Origin of the sequence: Pantoea sp. GD03673 (assembly GCF_029844725.1) — a bacterium.
GTDB lineage: Bacteria > Pseudomonadota > Gammaproteobacteria > Enterobacterales > Enterobacteriaceae > Pantoea.
On the sequence record NZ_JAOCKJ010000001.1, the window covers coordinates 129078 to 153783 of the forward strand.

Here is a 24706-nt window from a genome sequence, read left to right on the forward strand (position 1 = left end):
GAAGCTGGACTGGTATTCAGCGTGATGCGGCGGAAAGGGCAACGTGAGACCGCTTCCACGCGGCATACAGAGAGTAATCATAGACTAAGATGTTGCAGTCGCAGGGCAGCAGGCGGTTCCGGCGCATTAATTTGCGTTAATTGCTCTGAATTGGCCTCTGCCGGGGGGGAATCAGGGGGGCAGGTCCAGAAAACCCTGCCGGATGGCGCGGATTCACTATAAGCTTAAGCGCGACCGCACAGGGCCTTACGGCGGACCGGCGGCGCTGAACATTTCAAAAGGATATTACGTGAGGAAACGCGTTCTGTTAGTCACGCTGCTGCTACTGGTTTCCGCCTGCTCTAACCGGGTCGGACACCGTCTGGACAGCGCGAATCTGCAGCATATTCATGCCGGTCAGACCACCAAGGCCCAGCTTATCGCGCTGTTTGGTCAGCCTGACAGTGAAACACCCTACCCGGACGGGCAGCGGTTGCTGAAGTGGACCTACAGCGAGGCGCGCACCCTGAACACCACCGAGGGGCAGACGCTGACCGTACAGATGAAGAATGACAAAGTGCTGAATTATGCGCTGAGTAAAAGTTAATGACCTGAGCCAGAGGGCAGTGTCGTGGCGGCGTCTGACCTGACCGCCGCCACGCATCACCGGTTATGGCGTGCCGTCTGGCCCTGCATCGCGGCTGTCGGGACGCAGAGCCAGACGGGCGAAATCAGATCCTGCCGGATGCTGGTAAATCTGCAGTTCAAACAGTCGCGCCATGGCATAGATGTACTCAAAAATCGCCGCCTGGGTATTTTCATAATCGGCCCAGAAGATGGAGGAGGTGAAACAGTAGATCTCCACCGGCAAGCCATCCGGTGACGGTTTCAGCGGCCGCACCACGATGTACATCTCTTTCTTAATATCATCACGCTGCATCAGCCAGGCGGTCAGGAATTTGCGGAACACCATCAGGTTGGTGATGCCGTTCTCCATAAACCAGCGATCGCCGACGGCGCTGATATCCCGTCCATCCAGCAGCTCAGTGATCGATTCGCTGGCAATGCGGATCTGGCTCATCGACTGCAGCATCTCCTGATTCACAAAGGTGATCGACTTCTGATCAAGATAGAAGCTGCGCATGATGCGGCGCGCGCCGGAGGAGAACATCGCCTGCCAGTTGGTGTAGGTTTCGGTCAGGAAGTTCTTGGTCGGGATGCGCGAAAGGGTGTTATCCCAGTTGCGAATGGTGATGGTGTGCAGCGCAATATCGATCACCTCGCCGCTGATATTTCTGTCCGGCATCTCAATCCAGTCGCCCAGTTGCAGGACATCGTTGGAAGAGAGCTGAATATTCGCCACCAGCGACAGCAGCGTATGCTGGAAGATCAGCATCAGCACCGCGGCGACCGCACCCAGCGAGGAGATGATAATCGCGGGTGACTTGTTGGACATAATCGCCAGAATCATGATCGCGGCGATAATATGCACCAGGATTTTGCCAATCTGGATATAGCCCTTGATCGAGTGATTCTTGCGCTTCGATTTGCGCGAGTAGGAGTTGTTAACAATCTCCAGCACTTCGTTGAAGAAGATCGACAGATAGACAAAAAACAGGATGCCGCAGATAGTCTGAATCGCCACTTTCAGGTTTTCGGGCAGGCCGGGCATGAATTGCAGGAAATTGTAGACCACAATCACCGGCACAAAATTTGACAGCTTCTGAGAGAGGCGGACATCTTTATCCAGCGGAACGTCCTTTTTATGGCCGCTGAAAAAGACCTTTCTGATCACTTTGACGATGAAAAATTTGCAGATCAGGTGAGTGACCATCCCGGCCATAATCAGCAGCAGCAGGCTGAAGCCGATCGACAGCACCCGGTTTCCCTCAATAAAACTCATCAGGCTCTGAATGTAATGCATGTTAACCACGTGCGAAAAATGTAAGGGGCGAATTCAACCACAGCACGGGTATGCTTGTTAAGCGCCGAATGCGTTCAGACTGCGTCGCCCCGTTTTTTCTGCCGTGAACGCCCTGCTGGCTGCGCCCGGCGCTGTACGGCTGATCACCTTCTCGGGTGCGGCACTCAGATAAACCCCACGCTGGCCGATAACAGTTTTATCTTCTCTGATATGAGTCTGCGGACATGCTTAAAAATCTTAAAATTACCCACGGTATTCTGGCGGTGCTTGCCGTCTTCATCACGTTACTGACCCTGACCGGATTTCTGTTTTACAACGGCGTTTCAAAAGCCGACAAAAACTTCGTGGCCGCAGAGCAGCTGACGCTGCAACAGCAGCACCTGAGTGATGCCGTGAAAACCCTGATCAAAACCCGCGTCACCATCAACCGCGTAGCGATCCGCTTTCTGAAAAACCAGCAGGACCCAAAATCCCTGGCAGCGATGGCGGCGCTGCTGGCGCAGGCGGGTCAGTCAGCGGAAAGAGCGAATGCAGACTTCAAAGCGTGGCAGGCAATGCCGCGTAAAGCGGGACAGAGCGAAGCCCAGTCGGCCCAGGTTCAGACCGCTTATCAGCAGATGCGCGACACCATGCTGGCTTCCATTACCTTTCTGAAGCAGGGTAATTACCCGGCTTATGGCAACCTCGAAGCCCAGGCGGCGCAGGACCAGCTCGACACGGCCTATGAGGCCTGGCGTGCGGTGAACATCCAGCTGATGAAAGACACTTCGTTGCACAACCAGCGCAGCCTGACGGATGCACTCTGGGCGCTGCTGACCATCGGGCTGATCACCGGCGTGATTGGCGTGGCGGTCTGGATTGGACTGCAGAAGCTGCTGATTAACCCGCTGGGCAGGCTGACCGGCCATATGCGCGCTATCTCGGCGGGGGATTTAACCTCTGCGATTCAGCATGAAGGCCGCAATGAGATGGGCCAGCTGATTCAGGAGCTGCAGCAGATGCGTGATGCGCTGGTGACGACGATTACCTCGGTTGATGACGCTACCCGCTCTATCTTCACCGGTGCCGCGGAAATCTCTGCCGGCAGCACCGATCTCTCCTCCCGTACCGAACAGCAGGCCGCCGCGCTGGAACAGACCGCTGCCAGTATGGAGCAGCTCACCTCAACGGTGAAACTCAACGCAGATAATGCGCAGCAGGCGACAACGGTATCAAAAGAGGCGTCAGCCACGGCGCGGCAGGGCGGTGAGACCGTCGCCCGTGTTATCGCTAATATGGACCAGATTAGCGAAAGCTCGAATCAGATCGCCGGGATTATCGCCATTATCGACAGCATCGCCTTCCAGACTAATATTCTGGCGCTTAACGCCGCCGTTGAAGCCGCACGTGCCGGTGAACAGGGCCGTGGGTTTGCGGTGGTGGCGGGTGAAGTCCGCTCGCTGGCCGGACGCAGCGCCAGCGCCGCCCAGGAAATTCGTGGCCTGATCGACCGCTCAGCAGAGCGGATCAAAACCGGTGCCGGTCATGCTTCTCAGGCGGGCATCGCAATGGAGAGCATTGTCAAATCGGTGAGCCGGGTGACGCAGCTGATCGAAGAGATCGCCGCTTCTTCGACGGAACAGACGCGTGGTATTGAGCAGGTCTGCATTGCGGTCTCGGAAATGGATGGCGTGACGCAGCAGAACGCCGCGCTGGTGGAGGAGTCCGCCAGTGCGGCGGCCTCGCTGGAGGAGCAGGCGAGCTACCTGCGTAAAACAGTCTCGGTCTTTAAAACCGGCACTCTGCACGCGGCCTTCGCTGCCGCCCCGACAGCGAAGGCGACCACCGTGCCAGCACGTCAGCCTGCCGCAGTGTCGGACAATGAGAACTGGCAGACTTTTTGACTGCCGAATGCCGGACTGGCGGGGCGCTTTAACGCAACCCTGCCAGTCCGGCAGCCATAACAAAAGAACCGCCACGGGGGCGGTTCTTTATTCACTCAGCATCATGCTGCTGCATCAGGCCGGGACAGACTGTGCCTTCTGGCTGCGGGACCAGACACGGTGCGCTTTCATGGCCTGAGTAAACTCAGACAGCAGCGCGATCTCTGCCGAGTCACCCTGCACAATGCCTTCTTCCTGATCGGCATCTTCCAGGCCGAACTGCGCTTTAAAGCGACGCGCGTTGCCCACCAGACCAATCACTTTGAGATGCTTATAGGCTTCCAGCAGGAAGTAACGGGCATCGCCGCTTAACAGCAGGGCATCGATATTGCCATCCGGTACGATTACCGCATCAAAGGTCAGAGACGGCAGACCGGCAAAGGTCGCATCGACCGGCAGTACAGAACCGTCATCAGCACGCACCTGACCCATATGCGGAGCCAGCAGTTTGGCGTGTACCCCTTCGGCTTTAAGCGCCTGCAAAATCGCCAGCACATCAGCGGCTTTCACGCCATCGCTCAGCAGCAGCGCCACCTGACGGCCTTTGATCTCACCATCCGGGATGGCGTAAAGGCTCAGGCTGTCATCTTTGGTCAGGCCATTCACCGCAGCCGGTGGCTGGATGTTGCGCTGCTCATCGGTCAGGGCGATGCCGAGGTTATCCGCCACGCCCTGCGCCAGTTTGAGATCGATGCGTGCCAGATGATCGACTACACGCTCACGGATGTAGGCGCGTCCCACTTTACTCAGCTCAAACGAATAAGCACCGATGATATGCTGCTGCTCCACCTCCGTCTGGCTGAGCCAGAACAGGCGCGGCTGCGCATAATACTCACCGAATGACGGGCTGCGTTCGCGTACTTTATGGCCCTCAATTCGCTCCTGGTAGCTCTCGAAGCCGCCGCCCTTCGCCGCCGGGGGCGTTTCGCGTGGCCAGTTGTCGTTGATCGAGTTCGGCTCGTAGTTCGCCGGATTCGTGTCGATATCCTGACGATGCATGCCCTGGCGCTGGAAGTTATGGTAAGGGCAGGTCGGACGGTTGATCGGGATTTCATGGAAGTTCGGTCCGCCCAGACGACTGATCTGCGTGTCGGTATAGGAGAAGAGGCGGCCCTGCAGCAGTGGATCGTTGGAGAAGTCGAGGCCCGGCACGATATGGCCTGGGTGGAACGCTACCTGCTCGGTTTCGGCAAAGAAGTTGTCCGGGTTACGGTTAAGAACCATCTTGCCTACAATCTCAACCGGCACCAGCGCTTCCGGGATCAGCTTGGTGGCATCAAGAATATCAAAGTCGAATTTGAACTCGTCTTCTTCCGGGATCAGCTGCAGACCCAGCTCATATTCCGGGAAATCACCGGCTTCGATCGCTTCCCACAGGTCACGGCGATGGAAATCGGGATCGCGACCGGTCAGTTTCTGCGACTCATCCCACAGTAGCGAGGCTTTACCGGCCACTGGCTTCCAGTGGAAACGGACAAAGGTCGCTTTGCCTTCGGCGTTAATCAGACGGAACGTATGAATACCAAAGCCTTCCATGGTGCGATAGCTGCGCGGGATACCGCGGTCAGACATCGCCCAGATCACGTTGTGCATGGTTTCCGGCTGCAGGGAGACGTAATCCCAGAAGGTGTCATGGGCGCTCTGGCCCTGCGGGATTTCATTGTGCGGCTCCGGCTTCACGGCGTGCACAAAGTCAGGGAATTTATGGGCATCCTGAATAAAGAATACCGGCGTGTTGTTGCCCACCAGGTCAAACACACCCTCTTCGGTGTAGAACTTGGCGGCGAAACCGCGAATGTCACGCACGGTATCCGCAGAACCTGCACCGCCCTGAACCGTGGAGAAGCGCACGAAGACCGGGGTCGTCTGCTCCGGATCGCTGAGGAACTGCGCTTTGGTCAGATCTTTCAGGGAGCGATACGGCTGGAAATAGCCGTGTGCGGCAGAGCCACGGGCGTGCACGATACGCTCCGGGATACGCTCATGGTCAAAATGCGTGATCTTCTCACGCATAATAAAGTCTTCCAGCAGCGTCGGACCACGCGAACCGGCACGCAGTGAATTCTGATCGTTGGCGATGCGTGTGCCCTGGTTGGTTGTAAGGGCGCGGTCGGTGCCGTTTTTGCGGCTGGCTTCAAGCTGGTCAAGTTTGGCGTTGCGGGTCTGTGGCGCTTTCAGGCTGCCTGGGGCGGTAGGCTGCTTGCCTGGCGGGGTCGGTTCGGCTGAGGGCTGATGCGAACCATCTTTCGGTGCCAGCGATCCCAGACCCGGCGCTGATGATTCCGGGCCGGTGGTGGGTGCGCGTTCGCTCAGGGGTTTCTTCTCGGTTTCTTTCGACATTAATCCATGCTCCAGCTGTTATTTTACGTTCGGCGACACTAAATATAGAACAACCTGAACAATGATGAGTATAAACAGGGGATTTAATGCCGCTGACTGCGCCTTTTTCATGCGGCTGGAAATGTGCGCTAACCAGTGGGCACGCAGTGTCGCTTCGCTTATCCATGCCTTGTGCCGTCTGGCTTAGCTGTGCGTCAGGCCGCGCCCGCTATACGAACAGTAGGGTATTTCCCTTCGCCTTGTTTGCCCGCCACGCCACCCTGTAAGGATGCTGAAAAGCCGATTTAATCATAAACAAATTTAATGTTGGTAAAGACGATTACGGGTTGAATGTAGAAATGTTATATCATAACATTTCATTTTGTAACGTTTACTGAGGAGTCAGGTTGTGGTGAATCATGCAGGTAAGTGGTTAGGGGTCATAGCGGCGTTGTTGATCGGTCAGCAGGCGCAGGCACATGGCGGTCACTCTCACGGAAAACCGCTGTCAGCGATGGAAGAGAAAGCAGCGGCTGGGGTCTTTGCTGACAGTGATGTGAAAGACCGTTCGCTCTCTGACTGGGACGGACTGTGGCAGTCGGTCTATCCGCTGCTGCAAAGCGGGGAGCTGGACCCGGTCTGGCAGAAGAAAGCGCAGCAGGACAACAGCAAAACGGCAGAGCAGTACAAAGCCTATTATCGCAAAGGTTACGCCACTAACGTCGATACCATTGGTATCGAAAATGGGGTGATGGAGTTTCACGTCGGCGAACAGGTCAGCGCCTGCCACTATCGCTATGCAGGCCATAAGATCCTGACCTACAGCTCGGGCAAAAAAGGGGTGCGCTATCTGTTTGAGTGTCAGGACGCCAGCAGTAAAGCCCCGAAATATGTGCAGTTCAGCGACCATACTATCGGGCCGCGTAAGTCTGCTCATTTCCACATCTTTATGGGTAGCGAGTCTCAGCAGGCGCTGCTGGCAGAGATGGACAACTGGCCGACCTATTATCCCTACCAGATGATGAATGCAGAGGTATTAGAGGAGATGCTGCACCACTAAGAGCAGGGCGAAGAGCGCACAACCTGCGGGTAACAACGGGTCAGGTTGATAGTCGCCGTCTTTCCCCCGGCCAGCGGCCGCCCTGTCAGCCTACCCAGACCGGGCGGCGTGAAACGGGGATGCCGCGCACTACCTGCTGATATGACTCTTCAACCAGCTGCTGAATCAGGCCTGGCGAGAGGCCGTCGCCGGGATAAACCGTGATCCAGTGGCGTTTATTCATATGGTAACCGGCGGTGATCGAGGGGTAGATCACCCGGTGCAGCTCCGCCTGCTGCGGTTCACATTTCAGGGTGATAATCGGCACACCCCGCAGTTCGGTCAGCAGTAAAAACACTTTTCCACACACTTTATAGACCTGATGTTCCGGCCCGAAAGGGTAGCCCGACTCGGCGGCGGGCAGCCGTTCAGCCGCGTCAATAGCGATGCGCTGGATCGCGTGACCTTGCATAGTCTTTCTCCCTGTCATTATTCAGCCTGCCTCTGTGGCCCGCGACTGGCTGGTCGCCAGAGGCCTGTTACACTTCTGATAAGCATAAATCAGGAGCAGACATGAAATTAGGCTTTGCATGTAAGTATCTCAATAGCGACGGCAAACAGTTTTTCCCGTTTCGCGCGACCACCCGTAAACGATTTCTGAGTTTACCGCACGCTGAACGTTATCAGCTGGTCCATGAGATCACCGTTACCAACCTTAATAACCTCTACCTGACGCTTGAGCAGCTGGCCACGTTACCGGTGTCGCTCAGGATGATGCGTATCGGCAGCGATCTGCTGCCACTTTACACGGTGCCCGAAGCGACACCGCTGTTTGCGGAATTTCTGCCTGAGCTCTATCCGCTGTTTGCCCGCTGTGGTGAGCTGGCGCGGGCGCACAACATCCGGCTCTCATTCCATCCGGGACAATATACCGTGCTGGCGTCTGATAATCCTGATGTAGTGATGCGGGCGCTGGAGGATGTGGAGTACCACACGCTTTGCGCCTGTCTGATGGGCTACGGCAAGACCTTCCAGGATTTTAAAATCAACATTCATATGAACGGCAAGGCGGGGTTCGACGGCTTTAAGCGGTCGTTTAATCAGCTCAGCCCGGAGGCGCGGCTGATGCTGACGGTTGAGAATGATGAGATCTCCTGCTCGCTGGATGACGTGCTACAGGCGGCACCGCTCTGCCCGGTCGTACTGGATATTCACCATCACTGGGTCAAAGAGAGTGAATTTATTCAGCCGGATGACGCGCGTGTTGCCAGGGTTATCGATTCGTGGCGCGGTGTGCGCCCGGTGCTGCACTACTCGATTTCGCAGGAGGGCCTTATTCCGCAGCAGGGCTGGCCCGATCAGCAGCAGCTGGGCGTGAGTAAAAGCAAACTGCGGGCGCACGCCGACTACTTCTTTAATCCGACGCTGAACGGATGGGCGCTGTCGTTTCAGGCTTTCGACATCATGTGCGAAGTGAAAATGAAAAATCTGGCGCGGGAGCCGCTCTGGCGGTGGGGAGTGGCACAGAAGCTGATAAAGGATCCCCTGACCGAAGAGGCCAGGGAATCGGCGGGCGTTAAATAATCGCGACGCCGCCCGTGACGGCGACAGTGGCCCCGGAAATGTAGCTGGCTTCATCGCTGGCCAGCATCACGTAGGTGGGTGCCAGCTCAGCAGGCTGACCGGCACGCTGCAGCGGCACTTCACTGCCAAAGTTTTTCACCTGCTCGACCGGCATGGTCGACGGGATCAGCGGTGTCCAGATAGGACCGGGTGCGACCGCATTGGCCCGGATGCCTTTCTCCGCCAGCAGGGCGGCCAGGCCGCCGGAGAAGTTAACGATCGCGGCTTTGGTGGCAGAGTAGGCGAGCAGCTTCGGTTTCGGCTGGTCAGCATTAATCGACGCCGTATTAATGATCGACCCGCCTGCAGGCATATGCTTCGTTGCCGCTTTGGTGATGTAAAACATCGCGTACAGGTTGGTTTTCATGGTCCGATCAAACTCGTCGTCACTGATCTCATCCAGCGATTCGCGCGTCATCTGATACGCCGCGTTATTCACCACAATGTTGATCTCACCAAAGGCTTCAACCGCTTTATCGACCAGCGCGTTGCAGTGTGCCGCATTGGTAATGTCGCCTGGCACCAGCAGTGCGACCGATCCAGCGGCCTCGACCAGGCGGGCGGTATCCTGCGCATCCTCATGCTCATCAAGATAAGAGATCAGCACATCGGCCCCTTCCCGGGCAAACGCAATGGCGACCGCCCGGCCAATACCGGAATCGCCACCGGTCACAATCGCTTTTTTACCCGCCAGACGGCCGGAACCCTGATAACTCTCTTCACCGTGATCGGGCTGTGGCTGCATCGCGGCGGTGCTGCCAGGCCACGCCTGCTGCTGCGGCGCGAAAGGGGGGTGTGGACGCTGCGTGGATGACATGACATTCCTCCATAAAAAGATGGGAAAAACCTGTCAGGGCAGCGGGCCCTGACAGGCGAACCTTAAGGTTTCGGCGGGGTGATGCCGTCAATCTGCTCTGACTGCGCACCGGAACCGGGACGGGCATTGCCGAGCACAGGCTCATCACCCAGAATGTCGGGCTGCTGTTTCGCGCTGAACTGACCATGACCATCGTAAGCCGGGCCATTGCTCCAGCGACCTTCCGGCAGCGGTTTATCCAGGGAGGTATTCAGGCAGTAGTAAGAGTGCTCCTGCGCCTCAAGTTCCTGCGGGAAGCTGTTCGGGATGGGCAGCGACGCGTTCAGCCCGCCCATCTCTTCAATCACCGCCAGCCACTGCTGCTGATGCATGGTGTCACGGGCGATCAGGAAGGAGAGGAAATCCTTCATGCCTTTATCTTCGGTCATGTTGTAGAGCCGGGTAGCGAGTACGCGGCCCGTGGCTTCTGCGGTGACGTTAGCCAGCATATCGGCTGCCACGTTGCCGGAGGCGTAAATATGGCTCATGTCGAACGGCACGCCGTTGGCGTTAACCGGCATCGCCGACAGACCGGAAGAGAGGATATGGCGCGGATTCATGCCGCCCAGAATCGCATTAACGACCGGATCTTTCGCTGACGCTTCCTGATAAGAGAGCGGGGCACCTTCAAGATTAAGCGCCACGGCGTAGCCCAGCATTTCGATATGGCTCAGCTCTTCGGTGGCGGTAGAGATCAGCAGATCCCGAATCCGTGCATCACCCCGTGCGCCCATCGCCTGGAAAAAGTATTGCATCGCTACACGAATCTCACCTTCGACGCCGCCGATGGCCTGCTGTAACAGCATGGCAAACTCTGGATCGGGCTTCTCTACACGAACCGGGAATTGAAGTTTTGATGAATGATGAAACATGGTTATTTTCCTCGTCTGTGTTTGCAGTGGATGCAGAAAAAGCCTGGACACAGATAACGGATAAATAAAGCGGAACGAGAGCAATTAATCGGAATTTAAGGTGAAATAAGCGGCAAAAAAGGTAAATAGTAGAGCTATATCTGGCCCGACAGGCAGGCAATGCGGGAGGTGAGAAACAGGCAGGTGGCGGGGCGCAGCAGAAATAAAAAAGCCCCTGAAAAGGGGCTAATTCCATACCGGAAAACATCCGTGCTAATTCGCGTTCCGTCATAACAGACACAGGTGTTTAGCTTTCGCTGGTGGCCGCTGAACGCTGCAGAACATGTTCAAGAGCCTGACGGTAAATATCCTGCTTAACCACGTCGCGCTCGCTCTCCAGGCGGTGAATCAGGCCCAGCACGATGTCTTTATCAGAGACATGCGCTTTCGCATGGGCAAGTTCAGCATGGACTGCGGCGATCACCTGTTTTTCAGTGGTCAGTGCGGCATCAGAGTTCATGAAATAATCAGCAATCTGAGACTCTGTATTCATCGTTGTTTGCATGTCAGGCCTCATAAAAAATGGGGGTGGAATGGGTTGATTCAGATCCGGTGACCGGCTGACGCAAAAAAAATTGCATCTGAAGGTGGAAATCCACAACACCTTCAGATGCGGTGCAAAGCACGCTCGTTACAAGTGATTTAACATCACGAGACAAAGTTATACAAGAATGACAAAGTTGTACAATAAAATCTGATAAAAAGTCACTGGTCAGAGGAGGTGGCGGGAAGATAGATCACAAGCGTGCTGCGGGTTTTTTGGTGTTATCTGATTAAATTCAGTGTGTTAATCAGAATTCAGAGGCGGTGGTCACGTCTGGCGGTGAGTGTCTGCTGTTTGCCTGTTGCCCGGTAAAAACGTTACAGGGGCCATTCAGGCAAAAGGTTTCCGTAAAAACCTGTACAGCCTGTACAGGTTTTTACGCGGGAAAGAAGCATGCGGCAACACAATTGCTGCAATCCTGGCCGTCCGGCAGGTCATGCCACATAATTCACTTCCCACGCCTGATGCAGAAGGCTAAGGTTGAGCCCTTATTTATCACAAGGAAATGATCATGGTTCACGACTATTTTGCGATTCCGCCTGCGGGCGTCACGCAGGAACAACATAAACGTTCGGTCGCTGTGGCGGCTGCGCTGTCAGTGGCAAAGGAGTCTGTCAGCGCTTCAACGTCAGCAACCGGCTCAAAAGCCTCCTGGGACCTGCAGGCTGTGGCGAATGAAATTGGTAATCTGGCCGATGCGATTCAGGATGCGCTGGAGAGTGATAGCCAGGCCTAATCACTGACCTGCTGTGTCTCAGGCTGCTGCCGGGACGGGGCAGGTCCGGGGAATGGCCGGGTTCAGGAGCGGATACCGTCCGGCAGGCAGACGCTGCCGGAACGCCCGTTTATTCCATGCCGGGTGGCTCATACTTAATATACTGACGCAGGGCGTCATGGATTGCCTGATTATTCCCTTCCTCCAGACCGCGTTCGGCATATTCTTTCGCCAGCGCGGCCAGCACATCATCAAACTTTCCTTTGTAGTTGAGATTATTCAGCGCAATTTGCTGACCGAGTATCGCTTTTAATACCGTTGTCTCAACCGTTAACTGCGCGACTGCCTCTTCCAGATGTTTGATTCGATCGTCGTCTGTCATAACCCCTCCAGGCGTAAAAAAGGCAGAATAACCAGCCCGCTCTTAATATTCAAACCTCAGCGAATGCCACAGAGCCGTTGTCAGATTTTCCTTAAGTAAAAATAATCAGCGGGTGAATTTATAAGATTAGTTACTGTAAGAAAAAAACGCTGAAGTTTCCGCGCTGCGGCGAAAGTAACCCGTTTTCGCTTACTCTCACAGCAGGGAGAAAAAAAGGGTTAAAAAAAAGGTATTACCATCAACTCCTTTGCTTAAAAACCTTCTGTGTCACTTGATTAAAAGGGGGATTAGCCATTACTGTATTTATATACAGTAATCTGAGAAAGGAGTGACATTATGGAATTCATTAAACCTGCGGACATTCGCGCCGTTCTGCCTTTACCGCTTTATATCGAACGTGTGCCGTGCGGATTTCCCTCCCCGGCGCAGGATTATGTTGAACAACGTATCGATCTCAATGCACTGATGGTGCAGCACCCCAGCGCCACCTATTTTGTTCGCGTCAGCGGCGAGTCGATGATTGAGGCGGGCATCAATGATGGTGACATGCTGGTGGTCGACAGCTCGCTCACCGCCTCACACGGCGATATCGTGGTAGCCGCCGTCGACGGTGAATTTACCGTTAAACGTCTTCAGCTTCATCCCTGCCTGCAACTGATGCCGATGAACACCAAATTTAAACCGATCGCTATCCGGACCGAAGATGCGCTGGAGGTGTTTGGTGTTGTGACCTTTGTTATCAAATCGACGCACTGACCATGTTTGCGCTGGTTGATGTGAACTGCTTTTACGCGTCGTGTGAAACCGTTTTCCGGCCCGATCTGAAAGGCAAACCGGTGGTGGTGCTGTCGAATAACGACGGCTGTGTGATTGCGCGCAGCGCCGAGGCAAAGAAAGCCGGTATCAAAATGGGCGCGCCCTATTTTAAAATGCGTGAAGAGCTGACGCGTCATGCGGTGCAGGTCTTCAGCTCAAATTATGCGCTCTATGCTGACATGAGCCATCGGGTGATGACCATCCTCGAAGAGTTGGCCCCCTCGGTAGAAATCTACTCGATCGACGAGGCGTTTATGGATCTTACCGGCGTGCAGAACTGCATGGCGCTGGAGACCTTTGGCCGCCAGGTCAAAGAGCGGATTCGCAAAGAGACCCACCTGACCGTCGGCGTCGGCATTGCACAGACCAAAACGCTGGCCAAGCTGGCGAATTTTGCGGCCAAAAAGTGGAGCAAAACCGGCGGCATTGTTGATTTGTCGGACCCCGAACGACAGAAAAAACTGCTGGCGCTGATTGATGTGGCCGACGTCTGGGGCGTGGGCCACCGGATCGGCAAACGGCTTAACGCTATGGGCGTCATGACGGCGAAAGATCTGGCCGATCAAAGTACCGAGTCCATTCGCAAACAGTTCAGCGTGGTGATGGAGCGCACCGTCAGAGAGCTGCGTGGCGAATCCTGTCTGGAACTGGAGTCAGTGACACCGGATAAGCAGCAAATTATGTGTTCGCGTTCGTTTGGCAGCCGCATCTCCGATTATGACCAGATGCGCGAAGCCGTCTGTGCCTATGCTGAGCGTGCGGCAGAGAAGCTGCGTCGCGGGAACCAGTATTGCCGTCAGGTCGGGGTCTTTGTGCGTACCAGCCCCCATGCTACAGATGAACCCTTTTATGGCAATCAGTCCACCGGCCAGCTGCTGAGCCCGACGCAGGATACGCGCGACATTATCGGCGTGGCGATGGCGTGTCTGGATAATATCTGGATTGAGGGCCATCGCTACATCAAGGCGGGTATCGTGCTGGGGGATTTTTTCAGTCAGGGTGTAGCCCAGCTTGATCTGTTTGATGAGCATCAGCCGCGCCGCAACAGCTAGGAGCTGATGCAGCTGATTGATAAAATGAATACGCTCGGCAGCGGAAAACTGTGGTTTGCCGGGCAGGGGATTAACAAAGCCTGGGCGATGAAGCGCGAGATGCTGTCACCTGCCTATACCACACGGATAACGGATCTGCCGGTGGTTGCGCTGAAATAAGCGCTGGCCCGGCTTCCTCTGCTGCTCTGTCAGCAGCAGAGGCTAAAAGCTTTTTTTATCACGTGATTAAAGAGGCAGGAAGTTATGCTTTGCCTGGCCCGATGAGTAGTTTTTCGTCGGGTATTTTAAAAAAATAACCAGGTAAATATAATGAATTTCAGCGAATTTGAAGCCAGAGTCATGCTCTGGCCCGCAATACATTTCACAGCAATCATAAAATCCCGCCATCACGACGACTATGAGATTTACGCGGTCGACGATAACAGCACGATAAAAACCCGGCTCTTTTTATGTTTTGCTGACAACGACAACCACGCCAGCCAGCTTATCAAGCAATTTATGTTATGGCTGATCAAAATAAATGCCCGGCAACGGGCAGATCGCCGCCAGGAGACAGCGTGATAATCTGAATGAATTGTGACCGGATTGCCCGTAACCTGTACCGGGTTGCGAGGCCATAACCGCTGAGCATGCCGCGACGGAAACGGACATCCGTCAGTGGCGTGCTGCTGGTTGATCTCCGCTGTGTATACTTGTTGCCTGTGCCTGGGATAGAATCCCGGCTGATTCTGACAGGAACTGACTTCCCAGACCGGTAACAATGATCACGACAGCGACAGCGCATAAAAACAAAGAGCGGGGACGTCCCAGAGAGTTCGATATCGAACAGGCTCTGGATCTCGCCATGATCGTTTTCCGACAAAAAGGGTACCACGCGACATCAATAAGCGATCTGGGTGAGGCGATGAACCTCTCCGCAGGCAGCATCTATAAGGCCTTTAAAGATAAGCGCTCGCTCTTTCTGCAGGTGTTTGAACGTTATCTGTTGCTGAGAAATACCGAACTGCGTCGTCGTCTGGCACCCTGCGTCAGCGGGCGGGAAAAAATAACCGAGCTATTGCAGTTCTACCTTGATTCGGCACGTGCGACCGAAGGACGGCGCGGCTGTCTGGTCGTCGCCAGCGCCATTGCGTTGCAGACAATGGATCAGGCGCTGGCGCAGCGCATTGATGAGGTGGTTCGGCGTAATCAACGCTTCCTGGTTTCGCTGCTGGAGCTGGGACAAGAGGATGGCTCAATCGACAACACGCTGAATCGTGAAGCGGCAGCGGGTCTGATCCTCTGCATCGCCTTTGGTATGCGGGTAACAGGAAAGGTCGGTGATGTGACGCATGAAGAGCAGACGCTGGCGCTGGCCTTGAAAGTGCTGGGGTAATCGTTACGGGGGGGCAATCAATAAACAGGCATGTCCCCCCGACCGGCGTTTTCGGACAGAAAACGTCTGCCGTGCGCTTTTTTATGTGGCGGGTTGTACGCTTTGCCCGGTAGCGTGAAGTTACGGCCTGTCTGGTGAACACCGCCATCGTACAGACACACGTGACAGCCATTGCCCTCGCTGGATGTGTGCAATCTGTAAGCCTTCGCGGTGTGAACAGAAAAACAGATGATTAAGCTGAAAGGCACCAGGCGAAACCTGGCACCCTGAACCGGCAGCGTACGCTGTCAGAGCGTTAGCGGTAATCTTTAAGGAAAACCGGAGCCTGTCCGGTCTCAACCAGCCAGTTCAGTTCAGCGCGGTCTCGCGTTGCATCTTCAATAAAGCCTTTGAGCCAGTTACGCGCATCACCAATCTGCGCGACGCGCTCATCGCTGCGCTCGTTTTCAGCCATTACACCCAGCTGCCGAATCAGTGACACCAGCGTGATCTCCTGCTCTTCGAACGCCAGATTAATAGCGGCTTCACCAAGAATGATATGACCGACTGCTTTGTCATAATAAACCATCAGCGACCTCCTGATTAAATAGCGATACAAATATTCTAGTTAAAGGCGCGCTGGACGAAAAGAACGGAAAACGCCGGTGAAATCAGTTGAAATTTTTAAAAATAAACTGAACCTTTAAGCGAAGCGATAACCTGCTAATTACAAACAATAAAAACAGCAGGTCTTTTTTCGGCAGAATCAGGCTGAGCTATTATGCTGGTTAAAAACAGTAAATCTTGCCTGAAATTCAGATAGGTAAGAAACAGGTAAATCACGCGTGTTATTATGCCACCTGCAATATTATTGCCAGGGCATAACAGATATTTCTGATTTCAGACGCAGAGGGCAGGGGGCCTGTCGAGCTATATTTCACGCAAAACGCAGGCAAAAATAAAGCCGCCCGCAGGCGGCTTTATTAAATTAGCTGAGCGCGGGGTTATTTCTTCGGTACTTCAGAGACCGCTTTAACATCCGCTTTATTAATCTGTTGCTTCACGCCATTGGCGTCGGTATAGGCCAGCAGACCGGCATCTGACTCAGAAGGCTTGCCATCACTAATAATGGTGCGTCCATCGTTGGTCTGAATCGCATAACTGGTACGGGTGCAGCCGGTTAATACGGTCATACCAATCAATGCGGCGAGAGGTAAAATCAACGCTTTTTTCATCTTATTCACCTTATATTAGTTGTCGAGTTCACTCATATTACTGATCTCATTGCGGTTGATTTGCTCAGTTTTTCCTGTCTGAGCATCGCGATAAGAAACCAGACCCGTGTCGGAATCAATCTGCGGTTTGCCATCAGTGACAATGGTGCGGCCATCGGTGGTCTTAATCGACTGATTCGAGGCGCAACCTGCCAGCGTACCTAAAGAAAGCGCCAGCAAAGCAATAGCTGACAGAGATTTCATTTTCATTTTTTTCAACTCCATGAAGTATAACCAGACGTTTAGAGCATAGACGGCTTTATAAAGTTTGCTGGCCCTGTCGCGCTTCGCTGCCGCTTTTTTAGACAAAAACAGGGGCGATCGCGCCGATTAGCGGAGATAACGGCGGGCAATAGCATTTATTGCAAATGTGCGTGGCTGTTTATACCGTTTCCGCGAAAGCATTACCGGGCTGGAATAAACGTGATGACAGCGTAGAAAACGGGTACAGCAGGCGGGGCGATAGTCTTTGTTAAAGCCAGCCTGTTTTCAGGGGGACGGGTCTGCGTCAGGGTTAACGGCGGCTGATATTTACTGGCCCGATATTCCGCTGACTATCGGGCCAGTAAAAAAAGGAATCAAAGCAGGGAGTCTTCACCCGCTTTGGCTGCCGCTTTTTCCGCTTTCATGGCGCTGACCGGGTCGGACGCGCTCAGCCAGCGGTCAAATTTCTGGTAGGTGTCGATAAAGGTTTTAAAGTAGCTGCTGGCGACGGTGGCGTTCTCTTTGTGGTTCATAAATGCCACTGCCAGCTTAAATGCATCTTCGTTATCAAATTTCATGTTTGTTTCCCTCGCTTGTGATCTATAGAGCGTAGCCTGAGAATGCGGCCTGTGCATTCAGACAACCGCCTGAAAACGCGCAATAATTCAGGTTGACTGACAGCATCCACCCGTTTGGCGTGGATTCCCACTTACTTCGCGTCAAATCCTTCTTATAATGCCAGCTTCACTCATGAAGGAGACCCGCTTATGTTGAAAGGATTAACCGTTGCCGCGGTGCTGCTGTTGTCGGGCTGTAGCCTGATGCATAAACAGCCGCCGTCGCCGCAGACCCTGCACTATCGCTGCGGAACCTTACCCCTGACCGTGACGCTGGACGAGGCGCAGCAGCAGGTGAGTTTCATCATGGATGGCCAGCCCCTGACGCTGAAGCAGACCGTATCCGCGTCCGGCGCACGCTACAGTGACAACACCTATGTGTTCTGGTCCAAAGGAAACGGCGCATTTATCGAACGAAACGATAAAATCGTTGTGAATGATTGTGAGCTGCAACCTGCCAGCTGATTTTTTATCTGAATAGGCGAGCATTATGAGCGACAGCGAAACGCTACACACCATTGCCCATCTGCGGCGTGAATATACCCGCGGCGGATTGCGTCGTAAGGATCTGCCGGACGATCCCATAGCCCTGTTTGAACAGTGGCTGAGCCAGGCCTGTGAAGCAAAACTGCCCGATCCCACGGCAATGACCGTGGCAACCGTGGATGAGCAGGGCCAGCCGTGGCAGCGTATTGTGCTGCTGAAACACTTTGATGCGCAGGGCATGGTGTTTTACACCAACCTTGGCAGCCGCAAGGCGCTGCAGCTGGCGCACAATCCGCGCATTTCCCTGCACTTTCCGTGGCACTACCTGGAGCGTCAGGTGATGGTGCTGGGCGAAGTGGAAAAACTGTCGCCGCTGGAGGTGCTGAAATATTTCCACAGCCGCCCGCGCGACAGTCAGATTGGTGCCTGGGTCTCTAAGCAGTCGAGCCGGATTTCAGCACGCGGCATTCTGGAAGGGAAATTCCTTGAGCTGAAGCAGAAGTTCCAGCAGGGCGACGTGCCGCTGCCCAGCTTCTGGGGTGGCTACCGGGTGAAATTTCACACGCTGGAGTTCTGGCAGGGGGGCGAACATCGTCTGCACGATCGTTTCATCTATCAGCGCGATCACGACGGCTGGAAAATCGACCGTCTGGCACCCTGAATCTGCACGATTCTTCCCTATCAGCGCTGGCACAGAAAGCGTCAGCGCTTTATGCTATAGCCCTCATTTTTTTCGATTCCGCAACTCAGCGGAAAGCTGTGTACCAGCATAGGTGCAGTCTGATCAATTTGGAGTCAGTAATGACCAGCAGTAACCTGATACAACAATTGCAGGAGAGGGGCCTTATCGCCCAGGTGACGGATGAAGACGCGTTAACAGAGAAACTGGCGCAGGGGCCAATTTCGCTCTATTGCGGCTTTGACCCCACTGCTGACAGCTTGCATTTGGGCCATCTGGTTCCGCTGCTCTGCCTGAAGCGTTTTCAGGATGCCGGCCATCAGCCGGTGGCGCTGGTCGGGGGTGCAACCGGCCTGATTGGCGACCCGAGCTTCAAAGCCGCAGAGCGTAAACTTAATACCAGCGACACGGTCAACGAATGGGTTGAGAAGATCCGCCAGCAGGTGGCACCCTTCCTGGATTTCGATTGTGGCAGCAACAGCGCAATCGCCGCCAATAACTACGACTGGTTTGGCAGCATGAACGTGCTGACTTTCCTGCGTGACATCGGCAAACACTTCTCCGTTAACCAGATGATCAATAAAGAAGCGGTGAAGCAGCGTCTGAACCGTGATGACCAGGGCATCTCCTTTACCGAGTTCTCCTACAATCTGCTGCAGGGTTATGACTTCGCCTGCCTGAATGAGCGTCACGGCGTGTCGCTGCAAATTGGTGGCTCTGATCAGTGGGGTAACATCACCTCCGGTATCGATCTGACCCGCCGTCTGCATCAGAACCAGGTGTTTGGCCTGACCGTTCCGCTGATCACCAAGTCTGACGGCACCAAATTCGGTAAAACCGAAGGCGGCGCAGTCTGGCTGGATGCGAAGAAAACCAGCCCGTACAAGTTCTATCAGTTCTGGATCAATACGGCGGATGCGGACGTCTATCGCTTCCTGAAGTTCTTCACCTTCCTGAGCATGGAAGAGATCAACGCGCTGGAAGAAGAAGACAAAAACAGCGGCACCGCGCCACGTGCGCAGTATGTGCTGGCTGAGCAGGTGACGCGTCTGGTGCATGGCGAAGCGGGCCTGTCGGCGGCAAAACGCATCACGGCCAGTCTCTTCTCCGGCTCCGTGAGCGACATGACCGAAGCTGACTTCGAGCAGCTGGCGCAGGATGGGATGCCAACCATCGTGCTGGGCGCTGACGATGATCTGCAGCAGGCGTTGGTAAAAGCCGAACTGGTGCCGTCCCGCGGTCAGGCCCGCACCATGATCGGCTCCAATGCCGTTTCACTCAATGGTGAAAAGCAGTCTGATGCGGAATACCGCTTCAGTGACAGCGACAAACTGTTTAACCGCTATACGCTGCTGCGTCGCGGTAAGAAACATTACTGCCTGATTAACTGGCAGTAAGATTTCAGGGCCGGTTTCCGGCCCTTTTTTATGGCAAGGCAGGACAGGGCAAACAAGTGAAAAATATTTTAGCGATTCAGTCGCACGTTGTTTTTGGTCACGCCGGTAACGCAGCGGCTGAGTTTCCGATGCGCCGCCTGGGGGCAAACGTCTGGCCGTTGAACACCGTGCAGTTTTCCAACCATACGCAATATGGCCACTGGACCGGCACGGTGATGCCTGCAACGCATTTAACCGACATTGTTAAAGGCATTGCGGATATCGACCGCCTGAAGACCTGTGACGCGGTGCTGAGCGGTTATCTGGGCTCGGCAGAGCAGGGCGAGCAGATTCTGCAGATCGTTCGTCAGGTTAAAGCGGCTAACCCCAATGCCTGGTACTTCTGCGATCCGGTGATGGGTCACCCGGAGAAAGGCTGCATCGTGGCACCGGGTGTGGCGGAGTTTCACTGCAAAATGGCGATGCCTGCCAGCGACATTATTGCCCCGAACCTGCTTGAGCTGGAGATGCTGAGCGAACGCACCGTCACCGACGTCGACGCGGCCGTAGAGGCTGCACGGGCGCTGATTGCCCAGGGGCCACGCGTGGTGCTGGTGAAGCACCTGGCACGCGCCGGTCGTCGCAGCGATCGCTTTGAGATGCTGCTGGTGACGGCGGAAGACGCCTGGCACATCAGCCGTCCGCTGGTCGATTTCGGTGTTCGTCAGCCGGTTGGCGTGGGCGATCTGACCAGCGGTCTGCTGCTGGTTAATCTGCTGCACGGGAAATCATTGCAGGATGCGCTGGAGCACGTTACCGCAGCGGTGTATGAGGTGATGCTGAAAACCCATCAGATGGGTGAGTATGAGCTGCAGCTGGTGGCGGCCCAGGATGCCATTGCCAGTCCGACGCAGCACTTCGCGGCAGAAAAGTTATAACGCATCAGGGCCGGTAAACCGGCCCTGTTCACTCAGGCTAAGCCTTCCGCTTTAAGCGCCGCCTGCACCGCAGGACGTTCCGCAACCCGATCAAACCACGCCTGCAGCGCCGTAAAGCCGGACAAATCCAGTCCCAGTGCTTTTGCCCAGCGCGTCACCACAAACAGATAAGCATCGGCGACGCTGAAATGCAGGCCCATCAGCCACTGCCTGTCGCGCAATGATTCATCGACATAGCGGAATTTTGCCTCCAGCTGGCTGCGGGTCTGCGCTTTCACTTCATCAGAGTAACCGGGACGAAACAGCGGCCCAAAGCTTTTGTGCAGCTCGCTGCTGATGTAGCTGAGCCACTCCACGGTGTGATAACGCGTCAGGCTGCCGACCGGTGCCAGCAGATGGCGATCGGGCTTGAGATCCGCCAGATACTGCACAATGGCAACCCCTTCTGTCAGCACGGAGCCGTCGTTGAGCTGCAGCGCGGGCACCTGGCCTTTAGGATTGATCTGGCGGAAGTCGTCGCCCCGTTCGGTGAGTTTTGTTGCCAGGTCAACACCCACCTGAGTGAAGTCGAGACCGCATTCGCGCATAACAATGTGTGGGGAGAGAGAGCAGGCTCCTGCTTTGCAAAACAGTTTCATGACCATGTACTCCTTGTTGCAATGGGATCACAGCATAGTAAAGGCTCAGGATGGAATTACCAGTGATAAGGATCAGGGATTGGCGAGGGAAAAAGGTCAGCGATAAAAAAAGCCGGGCAGAGCCCGGCTGATTCGTGTCAGAACAGCGATTGCCTGCACGTTATTTTTTGGCGTCAGGATCCTGCGCCATACGGTTCAGTAACGGCGCCGTAATCAGCATCAACAGGGCGATGACGGCGGTCGCAATACCAATCTGCTGGAAGACGCGGCTGTAGGTCGCCAGCGAAATCAGCGGGTCAGTCACGTTTTCAGGCACTGCCATCAGGTTAGCCACTTTACCGGCAATGACCGCCGCGCCTGCGGTGGTCAGGAACCAGGACCCCATAATGAAGCCCATCAGACGCTGTGGCACCAGCTGTGCCACCATCGCCAGGCCGAGGCCGGAGATCATCAGCTCACCGATACTCTGCAAGGCATAGCTCAGAATCAGCCAGTTAACAGACACGATACCGGCCTCGCTGGCGAACTTCGCGCCCACCGGCAGCACCAGGAACGCAGCGGAGCAGAGCACCATACCAAAGGCAAATTTGTGCGGCATAGGCAGCTTATCGCCCAGCTTGTTATAGAGCGCCGCCAGCAGCGGACTGGCCAGCATGATCCAGAACGGGTTCAGTGCCTGGAACTGCTCTGGCGCAAAGGTAATGCCGAGAATGCTGTGTTCAACGTTGCGGATAGCAAAGAAGTTAAGTGACGTTGGCATCTGCATGTAAAGCACGAAGAACAGAATCGCTTCCACCATCAGCAGGAAGGCGACAATCATCTTACGACGCGCTGCGCCGTGCAGTGCAAAGGCTTCTTTAGCGAACACCAGCACGATACCCAGCGCAATCACCGCCAGCACCAGTCGGGCAATAGCCTGATGATGCAGCATCCAGTTTGCCAGCGCGATTAACACCACTACGCCAACCAGCGTCATCAGCAGTTTTCCGACCTGTAAGGGTGCGAAGTCCGGCTTAGAACCGTAATCCTTGACCATGCGTTTGCAGAACAGGAAGTTAAACAGCGTGATGATCAGACCGATAACGCACAGCGAGAAGGCAACGCTGTAACCATATTTAGCCGCTAACCACGGGGTCAGCATCATCGAAAACAGCGAACCGATGTTGATCGACATGTAGAACATGGTGAAGGCACCGTCGATACGCGGGTCGTCTTTTTCGTAGCAGGTGGAGAGCAGCGAAGAGGGGTTGGCTTTGAACAGGCCGCTGCCCACGGCGATAGTCGCCATACCGATATAGACGATGCTGACGTTATGACCGGAGAACGCCACCAGCGCATAACCCAGCGCCAGCACCAGCACGCCCAGCACAATGACACGCTTGGTGCCCAGCACTTTATCGCCAAGCCAGCCGCCAATGGCGACCAGTCCATAAACCAGCGCGCTGAATGAAGAGAACAGGGTGATGGAGTCTGATTCAGACAACCCCAGCTGCTTCACCAGGTAAACCGCCATAATGGCCTGCAGGCCATAGAAGCCGAAACGTTCCCATAACTCAATCGAGAAGATTAAGTAGAACGCCTTTGGCTGTTTAAACGCATTGAGACTGACAGCCTCATCAGTGTGTTTGTTTGCAGTTGACACATGTACCTCAGTTTTTTCATACCCTGTTTCGGGACAGCAATTAAGTCCGCGTCATGTGAGTTTTTCATGCGCGAGATTGTTATTAGAAGGGAAAAGCGGCGACTAATTTGGCTGATTACGGGCGGCAGGGCAAGAATTTTCTCGAAACCTGTCTGAGCTGATAATCCAGGGTTAAAAACCTTATAACAAACTGTTGCTCAGATTTTAATATTGATGACAAAGATGATCTCAGTGTAGATCAACTGAATACAAGCGAGGCACTGGATGATTTTAACATTAACTGCTAATGGGGAATTATCCAGATGAAACGGTTGCCGCAGATTTTCATGGCAGCATTAACAGGAAGTTTCCGGCCATTATCCAGGCAATATGTCGAAAAAGTAAGCGTTAATGCGTCTCGTTTGACGGCAAAGCATACAATGGCTGATCCAGAGCACAAACCGGGGATTTAATTCAGAAAGCAAAACAAGAAAACGATTGCGTTGCGGCGCAGGGGGGCAGAAAAAGCCCTGTTGGCAGCCTGAATCTGAAAAAAGTGGCGCTGGAGAAACGGGAAATGGGCTGCCAGAAAGGGATGCATCATCTGAGTCTCCCTGTGCGAAGTGGCCGTGAAAGGATACGGCTTTCAGACTGCTCGACAGGTAATTAACATTCCTGTAACCTCTTAATTTCTCCGGAAAGGATCACCACATGTTATCTCCCCTGCGTTTATCTCTGGTGGGTGACTACCGCGCGGATGCGGTTGCCCACCAGGCCATACCTCTTGCGATTGAACGTGCTGCCCGCTGGCTGAACATCACTGTTAATGCTGAATGGATTGCCACCGAAAAACTCGGTGAGTCAGATCTCAGGCACAGTGACGCCGTCTGGGTGGTGCCCGGCAGCCCCTATCATGATGATGATGCCGTTTTCGACACGATTCGCTGGGCACGGGAAAGCGGAAAGCCTTTCCTGGGCTCCTGCGGTGGATTCCAGTATGCGGTGATCGAATATGCGCGCAATGTCCTGGGCTGGCACGATGCCAGTCATGCCGAAACCGACACCGGTGGGCGCATGGTCATCGCGCCGCTGAGCTGTTCGCTGGTGGAGCAGCGCGGCGCGGTAAGGTTCGAACCCGGTTCGCGTATTGCCACGGCCTATGGCACGCTGGAAAGCGATGAAGGCTATCATTGTAACTTTGGGGTTAACCCGGCATTCAGTGCTGCGCTGGGCGACAACACGCTGCGCATTACCGCCTGGGATGAGGCGGGTGACGTACGCGGGGTCGAGCTGCCGGATCATCCTTTCTTTGTTGCGACCCTGTTCCAGTCAGAACGCGCTGCGCTGCAGGAAAAAGAATCGCCTCTGGTGATCGCCTGGATGCAGGCGGCGCTGGCACATCGCTAAATGGGGTCAGCCTGTGACACTGTCACAGGC

General features: G+C 54.8%; 26 protein-coding genes and 1 pseudogene. 14 read left to right on the forward strand and 13 right to left on the reverse strand.

The features are described from left to right. Positions 1-289: 289 nt before the first annotated feature. Positions 290-586 (forward strand): hypothetical protein, encoded by a 297-nt coding sequence (locus N5J69_RS00610; RefSeq protein WP_279767357.1) that lies wholly within the window; start codon positions 290-292, stop codon positions 584-586. Between the two features lie 63 nt (positions 587-649). Here N5J69_RS00610 and N5J69_RS00615 read toward each other — a convergent pair whose 3' ends face one another. After that, entirely contained in the window at positions 650-1903 is a 1254-nt protein-coding gene (locus N5J69_RS00615) for a mechanosensitive ion channel domain-containing protein (RefSeq protein WP_279767358.1), read from the reverse strand. A 224-nt stretch (positions 1904-2127) separates the two neighbouring features. On the opposite strand from N5J69_RS00615, the gene N5J69_RS00620 reads away from it, so the two are divergent. Then, a complete protein-coding gene (locus tag N5J69_RS00620; RefSeq protein WP_279767360.1) occupies positions 2128-3786 on the forward strand; it encodes a methyl-accepting chemotaxis protein in 1659 nt (552 codons plus the stop codon). A 114-nt stretch (positions 3787-3900) separates the two neighbouring features. On the opposite strand, the gene katE is transcribed toward N5J69_RS00620, so the two are convergent. Beyond that, positions 3901-6165, reverse strand: a complete 2265-nt coding sequence (gene katE / locus N5J69_RS00625) for a catalase HPII (protein WP_279767363.1) — start codon at positions 6163-6165, stop codon at positions 3901-3903. Positions 6166-6556: 391 nt separating this feature from the next. Between katE and zinT the strand changes: the two genes are divergently transcribed. Further along, a complete protein-coding gene (gene zinT / locus N5J69_RS00630; RefSeq protein WP_279768085.1) occupies positions 6557-7204 on the forward strand; it encodes a metal-binding protein ZinT in 648 nt (215 codons plus the stop codon). Positions 7205-7289: 85 nt separating this feature from the next. Here zinT and N5J69_RS00635 read toward each other — a convergent pair whose 3' ends face one another. Next, positions 7290-7655 (reverse strand): MmcQ/YjbR family DNA-binding protein, encoded by a 366-nt coding sequence (locus tag N5J69_RS00635; RefSeq protein ID WP_279767365.1) that lies wholly within the window; start codon positions 7653-7655, stop codon positions 7290-7292. 101 nt (positions 7656-7756) lie between these two features. Between N5J69_RS00635 and N5J69_RS00640 the strand changes: the two genes are divergently transcribed. Further along, positions 7757-8767 carry a UV damage endonuclease UvsE gene (locus N5J69_RS00640; protein WP_279767367.1) on the forward strand — a complete coding sequence of 337 codons (1011 nt, stop codon included), beginning with the start codon at positions 7757-7759 and terminating at the stop codon, positions 8765-8767. Here N5J69_RS00640 and N5J69_RS00645 read toward each other — a convergent pair. From N5J69_RS00645 to N5J69_RS00655, 3 genes are all read right to left on the reverse strand, one after another. After that, positions 8760-9623 (reverse strand): glucose 1-dehydrogenase, encoded by an 864-nt coding sequence (locus tag N5J69_RS00645; protein WP_279767369.1) that lies wholly within the window; start codon positions 9621-9623, stop codon positions 8760-8762. The genes N5J69_RS00640 and N5J69_RS00645 overlap by 8 nt on opposite strands. Before the next feature lie 62 nt (positions 9624-9685). Then, positions 9686-10534 carry a manganese catalase family protein gene (locus tag N5J69_RS00650; protein WP_279767371.1) on the reverse strand — a complete coding sequence of 283 codons (849 nt, stop codon included), beginning with the start codon at positions 10532-10534 and terminating at the stop codon, positions 9686-9688. A 286-nt stretch (positions 10535-10820) separates the two neighbouring features. Then, positions 10821-11078: a biofilm development regulator YmgB/AriR family protein gene (locus N5J69_RS00655; protein WP_279767373.1), complete on the reverse strand. Its 258-nt coding sequence runs from the start codon at positions 11076-11078 to the stop codon at positions 10821-10823. Positions 11079-11628: 550 nt separating this feature from the next. Between N5J69_RS00655 and N5J69_RS00660 the strand changes: the two genes are divergently transcribed. Further along, on the forward strand, positions 11629-11853 hold the full coding sequence (locus tag N5J69_RS00660) for a hypothetical protein (protein ID WP_033732545.1): 225 nt from the start codon (positions 11629-11631) through the stop codon (positions 11851-11853). 109 nt (positions 11854-11962) lie between these two features. On the opposite strand, the gene N5J69_RS00665 is transcribed toward N5J69_RS00660, so the two are convergent. Next, the gene (locus N5J69_RS00665) at positions 11963-12214 is read right to left on the reverse strand and encodes a hypothetical protein (RefSeq protein ID WP_279767375.1); all 252 of its coding nucleotides are present in this window, start codon (positions 12212-12214) and stop codon (positions 11963-11965) included. Positions 12215-12550: 336 nt separating this feature from the next. On the opposite strand from N5J69_RS00665, the gene umuD reads away from it, so the two are divergent. The 4 genes and pseudogenes from umuD to N5J69_RS00685 all read left to right on the forward strand — a co-directional run bounded on the left by umuD (position 12551) and on the right by N5J69_RS00685 (position 15457). Further along, a complete protein-coding gene (gene umuD / locus N5J69_RS00670; protein ID WP_279767376.1) occupies positions 12551-12970 on the forward strand; it encodes a translesion error-prone DNA polymerase V autoproteolytic subunit in 420 nt (139 codons plus the stop codon). Between the two features lie 2 nt (positions 12971-12972). Next, positions 12973-14241: pseudogene (gene umuC, locus N5J69_RS00675) on the forward strand (translesion error-prone DNA polymerase V subunit UmuC). A gap of 150 nt (positions 14242-14391) precedes the next feature. Then, a complete protein-coding gene (locus tag N5J69_RS00680) occupies positions 14392-14643 on the forward strand; it encodes a hypothetical protein (RefSeq protein WP_279767378.1) in 252 nt (83 codons plus the stop codon). A gap of 199 nt (positions 14644-14842) precedes the next feature. Beyond that, positions 14843-15457, forward strand: coding sequence for a TetR/AcrR family transcriptional regulator (locus N5J69_RS00685; protein WP_279767379.1), 615 nt, complete (start codon positions 14843-14845; stop codon positions 15455-15457). 295 nt (positions 15458-15752) lie between these two features. Here N5J69_RS00685 and N5J69_RS00690 read toward each other — a convergent pair whose 3' ends face one another. The 4 genes from N5J69_RS00690 to N5J69_RS00705 all read right to left on the reverse strand — a co-directional run bounded on the left by N5J69_RS00690 (position 15753) and on the right by N5J69_RS00705 (position 17492). Then, positions 15753-16025, reverse strand: a complete 273-nt coding sequence (locus N5J69_RS00690) for a hypothetical protein (protein WP_279767382.1) — start codon at positions 16023-16025, stop codon at positions 15753-15755. 415 nt (positions 16026-16440) lie between these two features. Continuing rightward, the gene (locus tag N5J69_RS00695) at positions 16441-16671 is read right to left on the reverse strand and encodes a YgdI/YgdR family lipoprotein (RefSeq protein ID WP_010245445.1); all 231 of its coding nucleotides are present in this window, start codon (positions 16669-16671) and stop codon (positions 16441-16443) included. A 15-nt stretch (positions 16672-16686) separates the two neighbouring features. After that, complete coding sequence (locus N5J69_RS00700) at positions 16687-16920, reverse strand: YgdI/YgdR family lipoprotein (protein WP_010245442.1); 234 nt, start codon at positions 16918-16920, stop codon at positions 16687-16689. Positions 16921-17288: 368 nt separating this feature from the next. Continuing rightward, entirely contained in the window at positions 17289-17492 is a 204-nt protein-coding gene (locus N5J69_RS00705; protein ID WP_013357757.1) for a hypothetical protein, read from the reverse strand. 189 nt (positions 17493-17681) lie between these two features. Between N5J69_RS00705 and N5J69_RS00710 the strand changes: the two genes are divergently transcribed. The 4 genes from N5J69_RS00710 (at position 17682) to pdxY (ending at position 21010) form a co-directional block, all read left to right on the forward strand. Further along, positions 17682-17996, forward strand: coding sequence for an MliC family protein (locus N5J69_RS00710; RefSeq protein WP_279767388.1), 315 nt, complete (start codon positions 17682-17684; stop codon positions 17994-17996). A 25-nt stretch (positions 17997-18021) separates the two neighbouring features. After that, positions 18022-18678 carry a pyridoxamine 5'-phosphate oxidase gene (gene pdxH, locus N5J69_RS00715; RefSeq protein WP_279767390.1) on the forward strand — a complete coding sequence of 219 codons (657 nt, stop codon included), beginning with the start codon at positions 18022-18024 and terminating at the stop codon, positions 18676-18678. Between the two features lie 140 nt (positions 18679-18818). Then, positions 18819-20093: a tyrosine--tRNA ligase gene (gene tyrS, locus N5J69_RS00720; protein ID WP_279767392.1), complete on the forward strand. Its 1275-nt coding sequence runs from the start codon at positions 18819-18821 to the stop codon at positions 20091-20093. 56 nt (positions 20094-20149) lie between these two features. Continuing rightward, positions 20150-21010 carry a pyridoxal kinase PdxY gene (gene pdxY / locus N5J69_RS00725; protein WP_279767394.1) on the forward strand — a complete coding sequence of 287 codons (861 nt, stop codon included), beginning with the start codon at positions 20150-20152 and terminating at the stop codon, positions 21008-21010. A gap of 32 nt (positions 21011-21042) precedes the next feature. Here pdxY and gstA read toward each other — a convergent pair whose 3' ends face one another. After that, positions 21043-21648, reverse strand: coding sequence for a glutathione transferase GstA (gstA, locus tag N5J69_RS00730; protein ID WP_279767396.1), 606 nt, complete (start codon positions 21646-21648; stop codon positions 21043-21045). A gap of 160 nt (positions 21649-21808) precedes the next feature. Then, positions 21809-23290: a dipeptide/tripeptide permease DtpA gene (gene dtpA, locus N5J69_RS00735; protein ID WP_279767398.1), complete on the reverse strand. Its 1482-nt coding sequence runs from the start codon at positions 23288-23290 to the stop codon at positions 21809-21811. A 690-nt stretch (positions 23291-23980) separates the two neighbouring features. Here dtpA and N5J69_RS00740 point away from each other — a divergent pair. Continuing rightward, on the forward strand, positions 23981-24676 hold the full coding sequence (locus N5J69_RS00740) for a CTP synthase (protein WP_279767400.1): 696 nt from the start codon (positions 23981-23983) through the stop codon (positions 24674-24676). Positions 24677-24706: the final 30 nt, after the last annotated feature.

Bases quoted from the DNA above. Each gene is read 5' to 3' on its own strand.
- N5J69_RS00615 (WP_279767358.1), bottom strand. From the start codon at position 1,903: ATGCATTACATTCAGAGCCTGATGAGTTTTATTGAGGGAAACCGGGTG.
- N5J69_RS00620 (WP_279767360.1), top strand. From the start codon at position 2,128: ATGCTTAAAAATCTTAAAATTACCCACGGTATTCTGGCGGTGCTTGCC.
- katE (WP_279767363.1), bottom strand. From the start codon at position 6,165: ATGTCGAAAGAAACCGAGAAGAAACCCCTGAGCGAACGCGCACCCACC.
- N5J69_RS00635 (WP_279767365.1), bottom strand. From the start codon at position 7,655: ATGCAAGGTCACGCGATCCAGCGCATCGCTATTGACGCGGCTGAACGG.
- N5J69_RS00640 (WP_279767367.1), top strand. From the start codon at position 7,757: ATGAAATTAGGCTTTGCATGTAAGTATCTCAATAGCGACGGCAAACAG.
- N5J69_RS00645 (WP_279767369.1), bottom strand. From the start codon at position 9,623: ATGTCATCCACGCAGCGTCCACACCCCCCTTTCGCGCCGCAGCAGCAG.
- N5J69_RS00650 (WP_279767371.1), bottom strand. From the start codon at position 10,534: ATGTTTCATCATTCATCAAAACTTCAATTCCCGGTTCGTGTAGAGAAG.
- N5J69_RS00655 (WP_279767373.1), bottom strand. From the start codon at position 11,078: ATGCAAACAACGATGAATACAGAGTCTCAGATTGCTGATTATTTCATG.
- N5J69_RS00660 (WP_033732545.1), top strand. From the start codon at position 11,629: ATGGTTCACGACTATTTTGCGATTCCGCCTGCGGGCGTCACGCAGGAA.
- N5J69_RS00665 (WP_279767375.1), bottom strand. From the start codon at position 12,214: ATGACAGACGACGATCGAATCAAACATCTGGAAGAGGCAGTCGCGCAG.
- umuD (WP_279767376.1), top strand. From the start codon at position 12,551: ATGGAATTCATTAAACCTGCGGACATTCGCGCCGTTCTGCCTTTACCG.
- N5J69_RS00680 (WP_279767378.1), top strand. From the start codon at position 14,392: ATGAATTTCAGCGAATTTGAAGCCAGAGTCATGCTCTGGCCCGCAATA.
- N5J69_RS00685 (WP_279767379.1), top strand. From the start codon at position 14,843: ATGATCACGACAGCGACAGCGCATAAAAACAAAGAGCGGGGACGTCCC.
- N5J69_RS00690 (WP_279767382.1), bottom strand. From the start codon at position 16,025: ATGGTTTATTATGACAAAGCAGTCGGTCATATCATTCTTGGTGAAGCC.
- N5J69_RS00695 (WP_010245445.1), bottom strand. From the start codon at position 16,671: ATGAAAAAAGCGTTGATTTTACCTCTCGCCGCATTGATTGGTATGACC.
- N5J69_RS00700 (WP_010245442.1), bottom strand. From the start codon at position 16,920: ATGAAAATGAAATCTCTGTCAGCTATTGCTTTGCTGGCGCTTTCTTTA.
- N5J69_RS00705 (WP_013357757.1), bottom strand. From the start codon at position 17,492: ATGAAATTTGATAACGAAGATGCATTTAAGCTGGCAGTGGCATTTATG.
- N5J69_RS00710 (WP_279767388.1), top strand. From the start codon at position 17,682: ATGTTGAAAGGATTAACCGTTGCCGCGGTGCTGCTGTTGTCGGGCTGT.
- pdxH (WP_279767390.1), top strand. From the start codon at position 18,022: ATGAGCGACAGCGAAACGCTACACACCATTGCCCATCTGCGGCGTGAA.
- tyrS (WP_279767392.1), top strand. From the start codon at position 18,819: ATGACCAGCAGTAACCTGATACAACAATTGCAGGAGAGGGGCCTTATC.
- gstA (WP_279767396.1), bottom strand. From the start codon at position 21,648: ATGAAACTGTTTTGCAAAGCAGGAGCCTGCTCTCTCTCCCCACACATT.
- N5J69_RS00740 (WP_279767400.1), top strand. From the start codon at position 23,981: ATGTTATCTCCCCTGCGTTTATCTCTGGTGGGTGACTACCGCGCGGAT.